This window comes from Vibrio sp. B7 (assembly GCF_963888765.1).
GTDB lineage: Bacteria > Pseudomonadota > Gammaproteobacteria > Enterobacterales > Vibrionaceae > Vibrio > Vibrio anguillarum.
The window spans coordinates 1-17,431 of sequence record NZ_CAWPKR010000008.1 but is presented as its reverse complement, the minus strand read 5'-3'; the positions used below and the strand labels follow the sequence as shown (position 1 = coordinate 17,431).

Genomic DNA, 17,431 nt, shown 5'->3' with positions numbered 1-17,431 from the left:
GCGCAAAGGTTTGCGTACGCGATAAAATAGTTGCGCCAATATGTGACGGGACACCTAAAACCACAGGAGTGTCATGGGCAATTTTTGAACTGTGTCCCTGTTTTATCCCCCACCCGTTGCTAGCATGGTGAGCAGATAACAATTACAAACATTATTACAAAATCCCTACAAAATCTCTTACAAGGAGCACCTATGACCGTTATGGAACATACAAAGGCTGCACAACTAGACCTGACCAAATACGGAATAACCAACGTAGTCGAAGTGGTTCGCAACCCAAGCTATGAACTGTTATTTGCCGAGGAAACTCGCCCAGACCTTGAAGGCTACGAAAAAGGCGTCGTCACTGAACTTGGCGCTGTTGCCGTTGATACTGGCATTTTTACAGGCCGCTCACCAAAAGATAAATTCATTGTCAAAGATGACACCACACGCGATACCCTATGGTGGACATCTGAACAAGCGAAAAACGATAACAAGCCGATTAACCAAGAAGTATGGAATGATCTAAAAGCACTAGTGGGTCGTCAACTATCCGCTAAACGTCTATTCGTTCTTGACGGTTACTGTGGTGCCAACGCAGATACGCGCCTTTGCGTGCGCTTCATTACTGAAGTGGCGTGGCAAGCGCACTTCGTCAAAAACATGTTCATTCGCCCAACAGAAGAAGAGCTAGCTAACTTCGAACCTGATTTTGTGGTCATGAATGGTGCCAAATGCACCAATGACAAATGGCAAGAGCAAGGCCTGAACTCAGAAAACTTCACTGTGTTTAACTTAACGGAAAAAATGCAGTTGATCGGCGGTACTTGGTACGGCGGTGAAATGAAGAAAGGGATGTTCGCAATGATGAACTACTTCCTTCCACTGCAAGGTATTGCTTCAATGCACTGTTCAGCCAACATGGCTAAAGATGGCGATGTGGCGATTTTCTTTGGCCTATCTGGCACAGGAAAAACCACACTCTCTACCGATCCAAAACGCGCGTTAATCGGCGATGACGAGCACGGCTGGGATGATGATGGCGTGTTTAACTTTGAAGGAGGTTGCTACGCGAAAACCATCAAGCTCTCCAAAGAAGCCGAGCCTGACATCTACAACGCGATCCGCCGTGATGCGCTACTGGAAAACGTCACAGTACGTAGCGATGGTTCGATTGACTTTGATGATGGTTCTAAAACCGAGAATACTCGTGTTTCTTATCCTATCTACCACATCGAAAACATCGTTAAGCCTGTATCGAAAGGTGGTCACGCCAATAAAGTGATCTTCCTATCTGCGGATGCATTTGGTGTGCTTCCACCAGTCTCTAAATTGACTCCAGAACAAACCAAGTATCACTTCTTGTCTGGCTTTACGGCAAAACTAGCGGGTACTGAACGTGGCATCACCGAACCAACACCAACCTTCTCAGCCTGTTTTGGCGCAGCGTTTTTAACGCTCCACCCAACACAATATGCCGAAGTGCTGGTAAAACGTATGGAAGCAGCTGGTGCTGAAGCTTATCTAGTCAACACTGGTTGGAACGGCAGCGGTAAACGCATCTCGATTCAAGATACCCGCGCCATCATTGACGCTATCTTAGATGGTTCGATTGAGAAGGCAGCAACCAAGCATATTCCAATCTTCAATCTTGAAGTACCAACCTCACTACCTGGTGTGAACCCAACCATTCTCGACCCACGCGATACTTACGTGGATCCTCTACAATGGACAAGCAAAGCTGAAGATCTCGCCTCGCGCTTTATCAATAACTTTGCCAAGTATACTGATAACGCAGAAGGTAAAGCATTAGTGGCCGCAGGCCCACAACTCGACTAAAACTGATAAGTCAGTAGCAAGCCCCTTTGATAAGGGGCTTTTTTTGTTGCTGCGTGAGGTAATTTGTTTCACTCTGTCGCAGGTAACGATTTACGAGTAAGGACACCATGAACAAGGCTTTGGCATTGCTGATTGCGATCATCGCGCTATTTCTCACTTTCATGCTGGGTATGTTTGCACTGCTACATACCTCTTATGCTACTCCCGTTGCTCAAACTCTCGTTGAACGGCTTTCGAAAGGAAACGTGACGTTTCAATCTCTTCAATACCAGTATCCTTTGCATTTTCAGTTCAACCAATTAACACTGCGGCAAAATAAGCAGCATATCCCGATAGAGCAAGCCGATATTTGGCTCAGCCCACAGCTCATTCGCGACCAAAAAATCGCCGTTGATAGCGTGCTACTTAGTGGTATCAGTCTACAAAATGGCCTTCCTACCGATTTGCGATCATGGCCCATTTCGGTGAGCCAAATCGCGCTCAATCACGCCGACATCGCCCAACAAGGTTGGCTAGCGCGTGGTGTTAACCTACAGATTAAAAATCCACATTGGCCGGATGCTCCAACAGCTCTGCCTTTCGGCGAGATACAACTCTCAGCTGAACAATTTTATTGGCAAGGAGAAGCGCTGAATAACCTACTGCTCGATATGGATTACAAACCTGCCAACAGCACCGTCTATGGGCTCTCGTTGTCATGGCGCGGCGCGGCTATTTCAGGTCAAGCCGAGCAGTATCCTCAAGGTTGGTCGCTGATCAATGTGACACTGGAAAAACTCAATCTTAGCCGAGATATGAGTCATTCCTTACGCCAATCGGGTTGGTTTCAGCTCTTTGACAAAATAGACCATATCAATAGCTTAGATATTTTAAACAGTCAGATCGAGCTTGCGGATATCAGCTTGCGTAACGTCGATATTTCGCTGGAGAACATTTATCCATACAGCAATATTTGGCAGCAGCAACAAGGTAAGTTCTCGCTGCAAGCCGACGATGCAACTTGGCTAGGTCAGCAGTGGGTGGAGCCGACCTTTAGCCTGCGCACCGAGCCGGGTAAACTGATCATTGAGGATTTTAGTAGTGAATTTAAGCAAGGTGATATTCAATGGGCGGGTGTTATCACCCCAACCTCAGCATCGCTGCAACAGCTCACTATTCGCGGTGTAAAATGGGTGAGCGAAAGCAAAGATGATTTTACGTCGCTGAGCCAGCATTGGCCGTGGGTTGATAACCTCACCATCGAGCAACTCACCATCGCCAATAGCCAACTCATTCAATTATTTGCGCCACCTTATTGGCAATTGTCTGGTGTCCATGCCAAAGGGAAGCAGTTAACTCTCGTAAAAGAAAAACGCTTGGGATTGTGGCAAGGCACGCTCAATATCAGCGCAAACAGCGCCAGCTACGATTCACTATTGAGCACGCAAAGCGTCGTTGAGATGCGCAGCGAGCAAGGCCAATGGTACCTAGATCGTTTATTCATGCCGTTAGAAAACGGCTATATCGATGCCACTGCGCGTTGGAATTTCCAAACGTTAAGTCAGCCTTGGCAAGCCAACATTCATGCCGATGGGCTACCGCTAGCGGTGCTCAATAAAGTCACCCAGCTTCCCTTTACCATAGAGGGTATCAGTGAATTGGAAGCGCAGGTCAACGGCCTCGCCGGAGACTACGCCACCTTCGCCCACTCCCTCACAGGTGAAGCAACGCTCAATATTCGACAAGGCATATTAACGCTAAGCGATCCTGAGCAAAACCTCAGCCATGAGCCGTTTACGCTCGAAGGTTTAGTCATTCACTCAGACAGAGGGCGGATGATGATTAATACAACGCCGCTGGTTGGAAAGACGCTCAAGGCAAACCTTGATGGTCACGTGGATTTGGTCAAGTTGGAGAAAGGACAACTTAACCTTAACCTCCAACAGATGTGCCGTGAGATGCACTTCGAACTGCTCCACAACACACAGCACACCATCTATTCGTGTGATCCAGAAACCGATACTTACTCAGCCAATGATGCGGCGGCTAACAATGCCTTGTAATTGGGGATCAACATATAGGTTCCCGTAAATTCAACGGCGGGTTTACCGCCACTGGTGATAGTGACATTGACGACGATACGCGCTTTACGTCCACTGGCTAAACGATCTAAATCGCCACTGATGCCATCCAATGAAGTGAAGGCTAAAGGGTTATGCACCACAGGGTGACGATAGCGGATGCGGCTATCAACCAAAACAATATCGCCATTCAGGCTTCGCTCACGCATCAGCAACCATGCCATTCCCCATCCGGTCAAGGTGGCAAGGGTAAATGCCGAGCCTGCAAATAAGGTGTTGTGTGGGTTCAAATTCGGATTGAGCTGAGCGCTGCACTCAAATTGGTAGCCCGTATATTGAGTCACCTTAATGCCCATTTTTTCGCTGATAGGAATGTGCGTGGCCCAGCGTTCTTGCAGTTCAGTACACCATTCAGGTTTGCGAATCACATTGGCCATGGGATCAAGCGGTTTGACCATTTGTTGATGTCGAACCGGACCGCGTTCATCATTGAGCGAGCCCCGGCGTTCAAAGCCGTTCTTTTCATAAAATGCAATCGCATCTTCACGGGCGCTACAGACTAGGCGCTTTGCACCTTCTTGACGAGCCAGCGACTCTAGCGCCACCAGCACCAAAGAGCCCATACCTTTATTGCGACGGCTACTTTTAACCGCCATATAGCGAATTTGCCCTTCGCAATCTGGCGTAATGTACAAGCGACCAATGGCAATCGGTCGGTTACGACCATCGACAATCATCCTGTGATGGCTCATGCCATCATACTCATCGCGCTCCGAGCCGATCGGTAGATGCCATGGCTCACGCAGCATTTGCCAGCGAAAATGGTAGTATTTATTCAGTTGGTTGTCGGTACTTGGCGTAATCAGTTTAAACATTTGGTTATCCCTAAATCACAGCCTCTCATACTCCGCATGATCCCAACGAAGGAGGCTCTATCCATTTCTTTATTAAACCTGAAGCCAGAATGTCACTGGGCCATCATTAATCAGCGAGACTTTCATATCTTGTGCAAAGCGGCCACGCTGAGTTGGCAAAATGTGCTCACACAAATCCGAAAAGTAATCATACAGACGCTCAGCATCAGCAGGGTGTGCACCTTTTGAAAATCCGGCACGCGTCCCCTTTTTGGTATCGGCTGGCAATGTAAATTGAGACACCACTAAAACCTGACCGTTCACTTGTTGCACGTTCAAGTTCATTTTTCCCTCTTCATCTTCAAACACGCGGTACTGAGTCACGCGTTCGACTAGACGTTTGGCCTTTGCCTCATCGTCATCTCTTTCGACCCCAAGTAGCACCAGTAAGCCTTGATTGATTTCGCCAACCACTTCCCCATCAACACGTACCGCCGCTTCACTCACTCTCTGGATCAACGCTATCACTCTGATTTCCCTTTATCATTTGCTCGGAGATAGGCAATGAGTTTAGCATTTCTTGCTCATTGCTCCAGTGCTCTTTTTCACCCAAAGTCGCCGTCACCTCCGCCCCAACGAGCACAATCATCCAGCATAAGTAGACCCACACAAACAGGATAGGGATCGCCGCCAGTGCGCCGTAAATCAGTTGATAGGAGGGAAACTGAGTAATATAAGCAGCAAACCCTTTTTTACTGAACTCAAATAAAATAGCCGCCACCATTGCCCCGACCAAGGCGTGTGAAAGATGCACTTTTTTATTCGGCACCAGCAGGTACAAACCGACAAAAGCAGAGAATGACAAAATAAAAGGTAGCCAGCGCAGCAACAAATTATAAGCACCAGAGAGTGCTTCGCTGTCAATAATCTTGAGTGAGGTAATATACGAGGTTGCCGCAATACTCGCGCCGACTAAAATTGGCCCGAGCGTAAGAACCATCCAATACATTGAAAAAGAGAGCACCATGCGCCGTTTATCTTTAACTCGCCAAATGTAGTTTAAATTCTTGTCAATATTAGAAATCAGCATTAAAGCTGCAACGAATAAAAATACCCCGCCCACGGCCGTCATCTTACCTGTATTCGCGATAAATTCGAGCAACGCCTCTCGCACTACATCGCCTGCGGCAGGCACAAAATGGGTGATCACAAAATCTTGAATAACCATACCGACATTGGCAAAAATAGAAAATGAGGAGAGAATTGATAACAGCACGGTAAGCATAGGTACGATCGACAACAACGTGATATAAGCCAAATAGCCCGCATTAACATTGACGCGGTCATGATCCATCCGGCTGAGTAAATAACGCGTAAACAGTAAACATTGTTTGCCAAGCTTTTTGATTTTCAAATGCCTTCTCCCTGCTTATTTTTATCATCAATCACCATTCTATACCTAAAACTGACTATATTGCAGATAAGCAAAGGGCGAGAAGTACACTCCTCGCCCTTAGATTAACTCGTTAACTTATACCATGACGGTATTAGCCACGGCTTGCACGTTTACGATCATTCTCAGTCAAATGACGTTTACGGATACGAATGCTCTGTGGGGTCACTTCCACTAGTTCATCGTCGTCAATAAACTCAAGTGCTTGCTCAAGTGTAAACTTGATTGCAGGTGACAATACTTGCGCTTCATCAGTACCAGAAGCACGAACGTTTGTCAGCTGCTTGCCTTTCAGGCAGTTCACTGTTAGGTCGTTAGAACGGTTGTGGATACCGATCACTTGGCCTTCGTACACTTCATCTGCGTGCTCAGTAAATAGGCGACCGCGCTCTTGTAGGTTGAACAGAGCATAAGTCAACGCTTTACCTGTCGCGTTAGAGATCAACACGCCGTTGTTACGTTGACCAATGTTACCGCCTTTGTGTAGGCCGTAATGATCAAACGTATGGTAAAGCAAACCTGAACCTGAGGTTAAGGTCATGAATTCTGTTTGGAAACCAATCAAACCGCGAGAAGGCATCATGAAATCAAGACGCACACGGCCTTTGCCGTCTGGAGTCATGTTCGTCAGCTCACCTTTACGTAGGCCGATTTTCTCCATCACGCCGCCTTGGCTCTCTTCCATCACATCGATCGTTACGGTTTCGAACGGTTCCATTTTCTGGCCGTCTTCTTCCTTCAAAATAACTTCAGGACGAGAAACCGCAAGTTCAAAGCCTTCACGACGCATGTTCTCAATCAGGATTGATAGGTGAAGTTCACCACGACCTGAAACGCGGAAGCGATCTGGGTTGTCGGTTTCTTCAACACGCAATGCTACGTTATGAACAAGCTCTTTTTGCAGACGCTCAAGGATATTACGTGAAGTCACGTATTTACCTTCTTTACCTGCAAACGGTGAGGTATTGACTTGGAAAGTCATGGTCACTGTCGGTTCATCAACGGATAGTGGCACCATGGCTTCAACACAGTTTTGGTCACAAATGGTGTCTGAAATTTTCAGTTCACCTAAACCTGTTACCGCAATGATGTCGCCAGCGTTAGCTTGTTCAACTTCGTTACGCTCAAGGCCAAGATAGCCCAGAACTGTACCAACTTTACCGTTACGTTTCTTACCATCAGCGCCGACGACTGTTACTTGTTGGTTCGCTTTTACGCTACCACGAGTCACACGACAAACACCGATAACACCAACGTAAGAGCTGTAATCAAGTTGAGAAACTTGCATTTGTAGTGGGCCATCAAGGTCAACTTGTGGTGACTCTACATTGTCAACGATCGCTTGGAACAAAGGCTCCATGTTTTCGCCAACTTCACCTTCGTTAAGTGTCGCCCAACCGTTCAGTGCAGAGGCATAAACCACTTTAAAGTCGAGCTGCTCATCCGTTGCACCAAGGTTGTCGAACAGATCGAACACTTGATCCATAACCCAATCAGGGCGAGCGCCAGGACGGTCAATTTTGTTAATAACAACGATTGGTTTCAAACCGTGAGCAAAGGCTTTTTGTGTTACGAAGCGAGTTTGTGGCATTGGGCCATCAACCGCATCAACAATCAGCAAAACAGAGTCAACCATTGACATGATACGCTCAACTTCACCACCGAAGTCGGCGTGTCCTGGAGTATCTACGATGTTGATACGGAAATCATTCCAGTTAATGGCTGTATTTTTTGCAAGGATAGTGATACCGCGCTCTTTCTCGATATCGTTCGAGTCCATGACCCGCTCTTCCGTATTACCGCGAGACTCTAACGTACCTGACTGTTGCAGCAGTTTATCAACCAACGTTGTTTTACCGTGGTCAACGTGTGCGATGATCGCGATATTTCTTAATTTATCAATCTGTGGAGTAGCCATGGATTTTGCTTCACTTATTAAGGGAGTAACTCGCTTCGGCATGAGGCCGCAACGAGCATAGAACTTGATTAAAAAAACGGTCAATAATGTACCAGATTTTGGCGAAAAACCTAGAAATATGTGATCTATCGCGCTGATTTTCGCTCACCACAAGCTTAGTCCGCTACTTGCTTTAAAACAAATTGCATCAAAATGGACTAAATCAGCATTGACAAGCCTAGTAAACCTAGGCTGAATAGTGTGCGCTTTGGTAGTTAATGGTGCAACATAAAACTCAAGGCACCAAAATAGTGCAAATAAGGATCTTTTTGGTGCAGAGAAGCATTTAAATTCGACAAAGAACAACCAAAGCACTTGAAATTAAAGGATTAATTTAATTGGCACGAATTTAGCTATGTTAGAAACAGCATCGATTAATAAGTTTAGAATGAAATTAATCAATGCTAGTTTCAATTCGATTCGGGCCATTACCGCTTTAATAACACTGGAGGTTATCCAAGATGTCAGTAGAAAACGTTCTATCGCTGATCCAAGAAAACGAAGTTAAGTTTGTTGACCTGCGCTTTACCGACACGAAAGGCAAAGAGCAACATATCTCTATTCCTGCTCATCAAGTCGACGCAGACTTCTTCGAAGAAGGTAAGATGTTCGATGGTTCATCCGTTGCTGGCTGGAAAGGAATCAATGAGTCTGACATGGTGATGATGCCTGATGCATCAAGTGCAGTTCTTGACCCGTTCACAGAAGACGCAACACTTAACATTCGTTGTGACATTCTAGAGCCTGCAACCATGCAAGGCTACGATCGTGACCCACGCTCTATCGCAAAACGCGCAGAAGATTACATGCGTTCAACAGGTATCGCAGACACCGTTCTTGTCGGTCCAGAGCCAGAGTTCTTCCTTTTTGATGACGTGAAATACACCAACAATATGTCTGGTGCCTCATTCAAAATTGATGATATCGAAGCGGCTTGGAACACTGGCGCTGAAATTGAAGGTGGTAACAAAGGTCACCGCCCTGGTGTGAAAGGTGGTTATTTCCCTGTTGCACCGGTTGACTCATCACAAGACATCCGTTCAGCCATGTGTTTGATCATGGAAGAGATGGGCCTCGTCGTTGAAGCTCACCACCATGAAGTAGCGACCGCAGGTCAAAACGAAATCGCCACTCGCTTTAATACGCTAACCACGAAAGCCGATGAGATCCAAATCTACAAATACGTGGTGCACAACGTTGCGCACGCCTTTGGTAAAACAGCGACCTTCATGCCTAAGCCTCTGGTTGGCGACAACGGTTCAGGTATGCACGTTCACCAATCTCTTGCAAAAGATGGTGTAAACCTATTTGCTGGTGACAAGTACGGCGGTCTATCTGACTTAGCGCTTTACTACATTGGCGGTATCATCAAGCACGCGCGTGCCATCAACGCATTTGCTAACCCATCAACAAACTCGTACAAGCGCCTTGTCCCTGGGTTTGAAGCACCGGTAATGCTAGCTTACTCGGCTCGTAACCGTTCTGCGTCTATCCGTATTCCAGTGGTACCAAGCCCGAAAGCACGTCGTATCGAAGCTCGTTTCCCAGATCCAGCAGCAAACCCATACCTAGCGTTTGCCGCTCTTCTTATGGCTGGTCTTGATGGTATCAAGAACAAGATTCATCCGGGAGAAGCGATGGATAAAGATTTGTACGACCTACCAGCAGAAGAAGCCGCTGAGATTCCAAAAGTAGCCGAGTCACTTGAAGTGGCACTAAAAGCACTGGATGAAGATCGTGAATTCCTGACCGCTGGCGGCGTATTCTCTGATAATTTCATCAACTCATACATCACGCTAAAAGCAAAAGATGTAGAACGCGTCAACATGGCCGTTCACCCACTAGAATTTGAATTGTACTACTCGGTATAATTCTTAGCTTTAGTACAAAATGTAACTTAGGTTATGGATTTATTAGGCTCGCCTCGCAGGTGAGCCTTTTTCATATTTGGGGTTAATTCCGGACGTCGTAACATTAGCGTTACAACAATAACGGCACTCAAAAGCCGATACCCTTAACGTGAAAACATCTCTATATAGGGGGATGACTGTGAATCTGATCCGAACTTTACTCCTAACACTCATCATGCTTTATTCCGCGACTTCAATTGCACAAAACGTCTATACGTGGGTGGATGCGAACGGCGTGTTGCATCTTAGCGATGTCCCACAGGATAAGAGAGCAAAGCAAATTTCGATTCCTGATTTTCAGGCCGATGCGCCTGAGCCAACCTTTGAAACCTCTCACCCCGTCACTAACCTCACCAAAAATCTGCCACTGGAAAAATCCGCAACCAATATCAACAAAATGGAACTGCTGACCATTGCAATTCGCTCTCCGGCTGACGATGAAACCTTACGCAGCAATGCGGGCGTTATTTCAATCAACGCCGAACTCAATCGCAACTTAACCGTCAATGAACAGTTGCAATTGGTCATGAATGACAAGGCCTATGGCGCCCCCGCCACTCAACCTACTTGGACGCTGAAAAATCTAGACAGAGGAACGCATCGCTTTTTAATTCAAGTAGTTGTAAACGGCAAGATTATTGCATCGTCTAACCCTGTGACGGTGCATTTACATCGAGCCAGCATCAAGTGATGAACTCTTCGCCAATAAGCTCGATATAACAACAGGTTTCACTTTTTCTTCTGACACCGATGCGCCATACTTAGCCATGCAATGCACCAAAGTTGTGCATTGCATCATTTGGGAACACGGACAAGGATGAAAACGTGAATTGTGAGCTAAGCCAAACGATTTTAAATAATATCGTTACCGCCACCTTGATGCTCGATGAGTCTCTTTGTATTCGTTATGCCAATCCAGCGGCTGAACAACTCTTCTCCCAAAGTGCTAAGCGAATTATCAACCAACCACTGTCAAAACTCATCCAGCACGCTTCTCTTGATTTAGCGCTGCTTTCTCAGCCGTTGCAAAGTGGCCAAAGTATTACTGATAGCGATGTTACGTTTGTGGTCGATGGTAAGCCACTGATGCTGGAAGTGACCGTGAGCCCTATATCTTGGCAACGCGAGCTGATGCTTTTGGTCGAAATGCGCAAAATTGGCCAACAACGACGGTTAACACAAGAGCTCAATCAGCACGCCCAACAGCAAGCGGCAAAACTCTTAGTTCGCGGGCTGGCGCATGAAATTAAAAACCCATTAGGTGGGCTACGCGGCGCGGCGCAACTGCTAGAAAAGATGTTGCCGGACCACAGTCTCACTGAGTACACCCAAATTATTATTGAACAAGCCGATCGACTGCGCGCTCTTGTTGACCGTTTGCTCGGCCCACAAAAACCAGGCAAGAAGTGCTCTGAAAATCTCCATGTAATTTTGGAAAAAGTCCGCCAATTGGTTGAGCTAGAAGCCAGCACACACTTGGTGATTGAACGAGATTATGACCCCAGCTTGCCCGATATTTTGATGGATACCGATCAAATCGAGCAGGCATTACTGAATATCGTCAGCAATGCGGCACAGATTTTATCTCATGATCCGCATGGTAAAATCACACTTCGCACCAGAACAGTGCACCAAGCCAATATTCACGGACAGCGCCATAAGTTAGTGGCACGCATAGAAATCAGCGATAGCGGCCCAGGCATTCCTACCGAATTACAAGACACACTTTTTTATCCCATGGTCAGCGGCCGTGAAGGTGGAACGGGGCTGGGTCTTTCTATCTCACAAAACCTGATCGATCAGCACAATGGAAAAATCGATGTTGAAAGCTGGCCAGGTCGAACCACATTTACTATTTATTTACCCATTTGACCGATGTCTGATTGGGTTTGCTGCTAAGGAATAAACATTATGAGTAAAGGATACGTTTGGGTGGTGGACGATGATAGTTCGATCCGCTGGGTGATGGAAAAAACGCTCTCATCAGCCAACATAAAATGCGAAACGTTTTCCGATGCCGAAAGTGTGTTACTGGCGCTAGAAAGAGAAACGCCCGATGTGCTCGTTTCCGATATTCGCATGCCGGGCATGAATGGTATTGAGCTGCTAAACCAAGTTCATTCACGATCTCCTGAGTTGCCCGTCATCATCATGACTGCCCACTCAGATCTTGATGCCGCGGTGAATGCCTATCAAAAAGGTGCCTTTGAGTATCTGCCTAAACCTTTTGATGTCGATGAAACCCTCACCTTGGTTGAACGTGCCATTGCTCATAGTCAGGAGCAGCGCAAAGAACAATCCAATCAACAGATTGGCGTTGATAGTACACCGGAAATCATTGGAGAAGCCCCTTCAATGCAAGAGGTATTTCGGGCGATTGGCCGTTTATCACGTTCCTCAATCTCAGTCTTGATCAATGGTGAATCAGGAACCGGGAAGGAGTTAGTCGCTCACGCGCTTCATCGCCATAGCCCACGTGCCCAAAAACCGTTTATTGCCCTCAATATGGCCGCAATTCCAAAAGATCTCATCGAGTCAGAACTGTTTGGTCATGAGAAAGGAGCATTCACCGGTGCAAACAGTGTCCGCCAAGGGCGTTTTGAGCAGGCCAACGGGGGCACTCTATTCTTAGATGAAATTGGCGATATGCCGCTCGACATTCAAACTCGGCTACTGCGTGTTTTAGCCGATGGTCAGTTTTACCGTGTAGGAGGGCATTCAGCAATCAAAGTGGATGTACGCATTGTCGCCGCCACTCACCAAAACTTAGAAAAACTCGTTCATCAAGGAAAGTTTCGTGACGATCTCTTCCACCGTCTCAATGTCATTCGTATTCATATCCCAGCACTGCGTGAGCGAAGCCAAGATATAGAAAAACTGACCAAGCACTTTCTCGCCTCTGCAGCAAAAGAATTAGGCGTAGAAATGAAAACGCTACATCCTAAGAGCATTGAAATTTTGAATCGTCTTGAATGGCCGGGAAACGTACGACAACTTGAAAATATGTGTCGCTGGTTAACTGTAATGGCCAGTGGCAGCGAGGTGCTACCCAGTGATCTTCCTTCCGAATTATTGTCGGAAAAGAAAAACAGTGACTTTGATAGTGCTATAAGTTGGCAACAACAACTCGCAAGTTGGGCTAAATCTTCATTAGCTTCAGGAGAAACAGAGCTGCTTTCTTATGCACTTCCTGAATTTGAACGTATACTTTTGGAAGCAGCACTTCATCACACCAATGGTCACAAACAAGACGCAGCTAAGGTGCTTGGGTGGGGGCGCAATACGTTGACAAGGAAGTTAAAAGAACTTTACTGATAATTTTTTAATGATCAGGTGCAGTGATTCACTTTCTGGCACAATGCAATCACCCACCACCTTGCGTGTTTTACCGATAATTTGTATGGATGCAGAAGACACGACATGTCATTTACGAATCAAATAACGTTGAAAACAGCCGTTGTTCTACCATTTGTTATGATTTTCCTCATAACGATTGGAGTGATTGTGGGTGTACAAAAATACAGTTATGAAGAGATGGTTGATGACATTAGCAGCAAGCAGCTTTCATCATTAAATGCCAATGTAGAGCAGCGACTGAACAGTTTTCTCGATGAACCTTTTCAAGCCAGCCTCGCTTTAAGCCACACGATCGGCTTTAGTCAGTTCTATTCTGCGGACGATGTCAGTAAAGTAGAAGGATATCTGCTTGCCAGTTTTGAAACGCTTTATCGACCGCTAGAACAAATTGATGTGATCGGATTTGGTGGCGAACAGGCGGAGTACGTGGGCTTTCGCAAAGAGATTGGTGATAGTTTTACCTTGATGGTGAAAGATAATCGAACTCAGCAAAACTTGGTGATCTACTCAGGAAAAACCATCAATCAAGATATTCGCTCCACCATTGCCGATTATGATCCAAGAACTCGCCCCTGGTATACTCCAGTTGCACAAAGTTTAAGCCCAAGTTGGTCGCCAATCTACACTAATGTTGATGAACGCCAAGAGATCACGCTCTCTGCTTTAGCACCCGTTTTCTCTATGAACAAATTCATCGGTGTTTTGGTGACTGATGTGAAAATCGATACGTTCAATGCGTTTCTGGCCTCACTGCAACAGAAAACTCATGCCAACGTGTATATTATTGATCCAGAAAAAAGATTGGTGGCTCACTCCAATACCAGCACCGTTGTCTCTTGGGGGACCGAACTGTCGGCAAAAGGAGAGCGACTACTGGCTATCGAAAATGCCAACCCAGTGATCCAAGCCAGTGCACATTATATTGATAACCATGACAAAATGCTGTCAGCAACACTCAACAAATTCGAAACGGTAGTTGATGGCACCCGCTATTTTAATCATCTCACTCCCTTTAAAGATAAACATGGCATCGAATGGTTTATTGGCGTCTCGATTTCAGAAACCGATCTACTTGGTCGATTGCCAGAAAACCAACAAAACAGTTGGATTATTGGCAGCATTGTCAGCCTTATCGGCATCGGTATAGGGCTCATTGCCTTTAATCGAATCACCACTCCAATTACCGCTACCGCGGCTGCTGCTCAGCATCTAGCAAAAGGGGATTGGGAAAGTAACATGCCGAAAGCTGGCAATATTTATGAAACGAGTTTGCTTGTTTATTCATTCAATGAAATGGCCAACAACCTAAAAGCCTCATTTAAGGCATTGCATTCCCAATTGATCTACGATTCCCTAACCAAGCTCTATAGCCGTGAAGGTTTAATTGATAATTTTAGTCAATTAAATCAAATTAATGGCAGCCTATTGCTTATCGGCATCGATAAATTCAGAGATATTAATGATAGCTTGGGACATCAGCAAGGTGACTTACTATTACAAACTATTGCTGAAAAATTACGTACACTATTTGCAAGCACCTCATGTATTGCTCGTACAGGTGGTGATGAATTCGCTATTTACATCCCCTCTTTACAACAAAAGAATGAAGCCCAATCCGCGGCTAACAGTATATTACAAATGTTTGCTGTCCCATTCTCAATGCATAATGAAAAAGTGGTCGTCAATGCCTCCATTGGCATCGTACTCCCTAATGACACACTCCATACTATGGCGCTATGGTTACGTAATGGTAGCATCGCACTCAGCCACGCCAAGCAAGAGCGCTCAAGGATCTGCTATTACTCTCCAGAGATGGACGATGTTTCTCGTAAACGTACGCAAATGCTCACTCAAATTAAGCTTGCCATAGAGAACAAAGAATATATTCCGTATTATCAACCAATTGTAAACTTATCAACGGGAGATATCATCGGAGCTGAAGCCTTGGCACGCTGGGTGACACCAAGCGGTGATATCATTCCCCCCTTGGAATTCATTCCTATCGCTGAAGAAAGCGGCTTTATTGGCCTGATTGGTGAGCAAATCTTGTATCAAGCGTGTTTTGACACGATGCAAGGCATCAAGATGGGTAAATGGGGATCGACGTTTAAAATGCACGTCAACCTCTCAGTGAACCAGCTATCTCAACCTCAGTTTGTTCATGAACTCAAAGCGACTTTGGAAAGAACGGGGCTTGAACCCAATAACCTCGCTTTAGAGATCACAGAATCAAGAATTGTTGATAACGACCCAGTTATTTTAGCAAACATGAACAAACTCAAAGAGCTGGGCATCCATATCGCGATAGATGATTTTGGTACCGGATACAGCTCCCTTTCTTATTTACATCAACTTCCATTCGATTGTCTAAAAATAGACAGGGCGTTTGTATCGCAGCTCGAACAGACAAATCTCAGTAGCTCAGTCGTTGCGGCAATCATCAACATGACTCGTGGGTTTAATGTCGAAATTGTGGCAGAAGGTATTGAAACCAAAGAGCAAGTCCATCTCCTAACCATGCTTAACTGCACTCAGGGACAAGGCTTTCTGTTTAGTAAAGCCATCCCTTTTAACGAATGGTCAACAGATATGGTAAACATAAAAGCCAAATAAACAGAATTGGGTGATTTAATACTCTTTGCTAGCTGACACTGGCCACATTGATTTTTATACTTGATGCCATACACACTTTCGGAAAAACATAATGATAACTAAAAACCTACCGCTTACTGATTTGCATCGCCATCTTGACGGCAACATTCGAACCAAAACTATCTTAGAACTAGGGCAACGATTTGGTGTAGCGCTGCCAGCTGGCAACATAGAAGAGCTCACACCTCATGTACAAATCGTCGAAGCAGAACCATCATTGGTCGCCTTTCTATCAAAACTTGATTGGGGAGTTGCCGTATTGGGTGATCTCGATGCTTGCCGAAGAGTCGCCTACGAAAATGTCGAAGATGCCTTAAATGCTCAAATTGATTATGCCGAGCTGAGGTTCTCTCCTTACTATATGGCTATGAAACATCAACTGCCTATCGCTGGCGTTGTTGAGGCTGTAGTTGATGGGGTACAAGCGGGCGTTCGAGACTTCGGTATTCAGGCTAACCTAATAGGAATTATGAGCCGCACTTTTGGCACCGATGCTTGTCAGCAGGAGCTAGACGCTATTTTGACTCAAAAGCAGCACATTGTTGCAGTCGACTTAGCGGGCGATGAACTTGGTCAGCCGGGCGAGCGATTTATTTCTCACTTTAAACAAGTACGAGATGCAGGACTAAGAGTTACAGTACATGCTGGAGAGGCGGCGGGGTCAGAAAGTATGTGGCAGGCAATTAAAGAGCTAGGTGCAGAACGCATTGGACACGGAGTAAAAGCCGTCCATGACCCTAAGCTAATGGATTATCTTGCCAAACACCGTATTGGCATTGAGTCTTGCCTAACGTCAAACTTCCAAACGAGCACAGTAAACTCTCTTGCTCATCATCCTATAAAACAGTTTTTAGAGCACGGGATACTTGCTTGTTTAAATACTGATGACCCAGCGGTTGAAGGTATTGAACTTCCATATGAATATGAAGTTGCAGCACCTCAAGCGGGTCTTTCTCAAGAGCAGATCAGACAAGCGCAAATTAACGGATTAGAATTAGCCTTTCTTTCAGACTCAGATAAAAAAGCACTGTCAGCTAAAGCCGCTTTGCGTAGCTAAATCTCCTGAACCATGTCTCTCTAGCCGATGTTTAATACATCGGTTTTTTTATACCTAAGACATAGAGACCGAAAAGAATAAGAATAGATTGAACAAAGTGTAGCTACCACACGACTGTCCTGAGAGTGATAAAAAATAAAATGCTATTTTGCTAAAACGAAAAAAGCCCAGCTATTACTAGCAGGGCTTCTTAATAAGTGGCGGAGCGGACGGGACTCGAACCCGCGACCCCCGGCGTGACAGGCCGGTATTCTAACCAACTGAACTACCGCTCCGCAGCGTGTCTGGTTAGACAATATTCAAAGCCTGG

12 protein-coding genes and 1 tRNA gene are annotated in these 17,431 nt (G+C 45.8%); 8 read left to right on the top strand and 5 right to left on the bottom strand.

All coding sequences use genetic code 11. The features are described 5' to 3' along the window. Positions 1-192: 192 nt before the first annotated feature. A complete protein-coding gene (gene pckA / locus AACV32_RS04305) occupies positions 193-1,821 on the top strand; it encodes a phosphoenolpyruvate carboxykinase (ATP) (protein WP_013855443.1) in 1,629 nt (542 codons plus the stop codon). Positions 1,822-1,928: 107 nt separating this feature from the next. After that, positions 1,929-3,863 (top strand): AsmA family protein, encoded by a 1,935-nt coding sequence (locus AACV32_RS04300; protein ID WP_170895678.1) that lies wholly within the window; start codon positions 1,929-1,931, stop codon positions 3,861-3,863. Here the strand turns inward: AACV32_RS04300 and AACV32_RS04295 are convergent. The 4 genes from AACV32_RS04295 to typA form a co-directional block, all read right to left on the bottom strand. Next, positions 3,824-4,756 carry a bifunctional GNAT family N-acetyltransferase/hotdog fold thioesterase gene (locus AACV32_RS04295; RefSeq protein ID WP_017048711.1) on the bottom strand — a complete coding sequence of 311 codons (933 nt, stop codon included), beginning with the start codon at positions 4,754-4,756 and terminating at the stop codon, positions 3,824-3,826. The genes AACV32_RS04300 and AACV32_RS04295 overlap by 40 nt on opposite strands. Positions 4,757-4,828: 72 nt before the next feature. After that, a complete protein-coding gene (gene dtd / locus AACV32_RS04290) occupies positions 4,829-5,263 on the bottom strand; it encodes a D-aminoacyl-tRNA deacylase (RefSeq protein ID WP_013855445.1) in 435 nt (144 codons plus the stop codon). Then, a complete protein-coding gene (locus AACV32_RS04285; RefSeq protein ID WP_017045688.1) occupies positions 5,235-6,149 on the bottom strand; it encodes a virulence factor BrkB family protein in 915 nt (304 codons plus the stop codon). Before AACV32_RS04285 ends, dtd begins: the two co-directional genes overlap by 29 nt. 133 nt (positions 6,150-6,282) lie before the next feature. Beyond that, entirely contained in the window at positions 6,283-8,106 is a 1,824-nt protein-coding gene (gene typA, locus AACV32_RS04280) for a translational GTPase TypA (RefSeq protein ID WP_010319743.1), read from the bottom strand. Between the two features lie 500 nt (positions 8,107-8,606). On the opposite strand from typA, the gene glnA reads away from it, so the two are divergent. The 6 genes from glnA to add all read left to right on the top strand — a co-directional run bounded on the left by glnA (position 8,607) and on the right by add (position 17,121). Continuing rightward, on the top strand, positions 8,607-10,016 hold the full coding sequence (gene glnA, locus AACV32_RS04275) for a glutamate--ammonia ligase (RefSeq protein ID WP_170895677.1): 1,410 nt from the start codon (positions 8,607-8,609) through the stop codon (positions 10,014-10,016). 148 nt (positions 10,017-10,164) lie between these two features. Beyond that, positions 10,165-10,746 carry a DUF4124 domain-containing protein gene (locus AACV32_RS04270; RefSeq protein WP_170895676.1) on the top strand — a complete coding sequence of 194 codons (582 nt, stop codon included), beginning with the start codon at positions 10,165-10,167 and terminating at the stop codon, positions 10,744-10,746. 134 nt (positions 10,747-10,880) lie between these two features. Beyond that, a complete protein-coding gene (glnL, locus tag AACV32_RS04265; protein WP_170895675.1) occupies positions 10,881-11,927 on the top strand; it encodes a nitrogen regulation protein NR(II) in 1,047 nt (348 codons plus the stop codon). A 39-nt stretch (positions 11,928-11,966) separates the two neighbouring features. Beyond that, positions 11,967-13,370: a nitrogen regulation protein NR(I) gene (gene glnG / locus AACV32_RS04260; protein WP_013855452.1), complete on the top strand. Its 1,404-nt coding sequence runs from the start codon at positions 11,967-11,969 to the stop codon at positions 13,368-13,370. Between the two features lie 105 nt (positions 13,371-13,475). Continuing rightward, positions 13,476-16,025 (top strand): bifunctional diguanylate cyclase/phosphodiesterase, encoded by a 2,550-nt coding sequence (locus AACV32_RS04255; protein WP_038171465.1) that lies wholly within the window; start codon positions 13,476-13,478, stop codon positions 16,023-16,025. 91 nt (positions 16,026-16,116) lie between these two features. Next, entirely contained in the window at positions 16,117-17,121 is a 1,005-nt protein-coding gene (gene add / locus AACV32_RS04250; protein ID WP_017049395.1) for an adenosine deaminase, read from the top strand. A 198-nt stretch (positions 17,122-17,319) separates the two neighbouring features. Here the strand turns inward: add and AACV32_RS04245 are convergent. Further along, positions 17,320-17,396, bottom strand: a tRNA-Asp gene (locus AACV32_RS04245). Positions 17,397-17,431: the final 35 nt, after the last annotated feature.

Bases quoted from the DNA above. Each gene is read 5' to 3' on its own strand.
- pckA (WP_013855443.1), top strand. From the start codon at position 193: ATGACCGTTATGGAACATACAAAGGCTGCACAACTAGACCTGACCAAA.
- glnG (WP_013855452.1), top strand. From the start codon at position 11,967: ATGAGTAAAGGATACGTTTGGGTGGTGGACGATGATAGTTCGATCCGC.
- AACV32_RS04295 (WP_017048711.1), bottom strand. From the start codon at position 4,756: ATGTTTAAACTGATTACGCCAAGTACCGACAACCAACTGAATAAATAC.
- AACV32_RS04255 (WP_038171465.1), top strand. From the start codon at position 13,476: ATGTCATTTACGAATCAAATAACGTTGAAAACAGCCGTTGTTCTACCA.
- typA (WP_010319743.1), bottom strand. From the start codon at position 8,106: ATGGCTACTCCACAGATTGATAAATTAAGAAATATCGCGATCATCGCA.
- glnA (WP_170895677.1), top strand. From the start codon at position 8,607: ATGTCAGTAGAAAACGTTCTATCGCTGATCCAAGAAAACGAAGTTAAG.
- AACV32_RS04300 (WP_170895678.1), top strand. From the start codon at position 1,929: ATGAACAAGGCTTTGGCATTGCTGATTGCGATCATCGCGCTATTTCTC.
- add (WP_017049395.1), top strand. From the start codon at position 16,117: ATGATAACTAAAAACCTACCGCTTACTGATTTGCATCGCCATCTTGAC.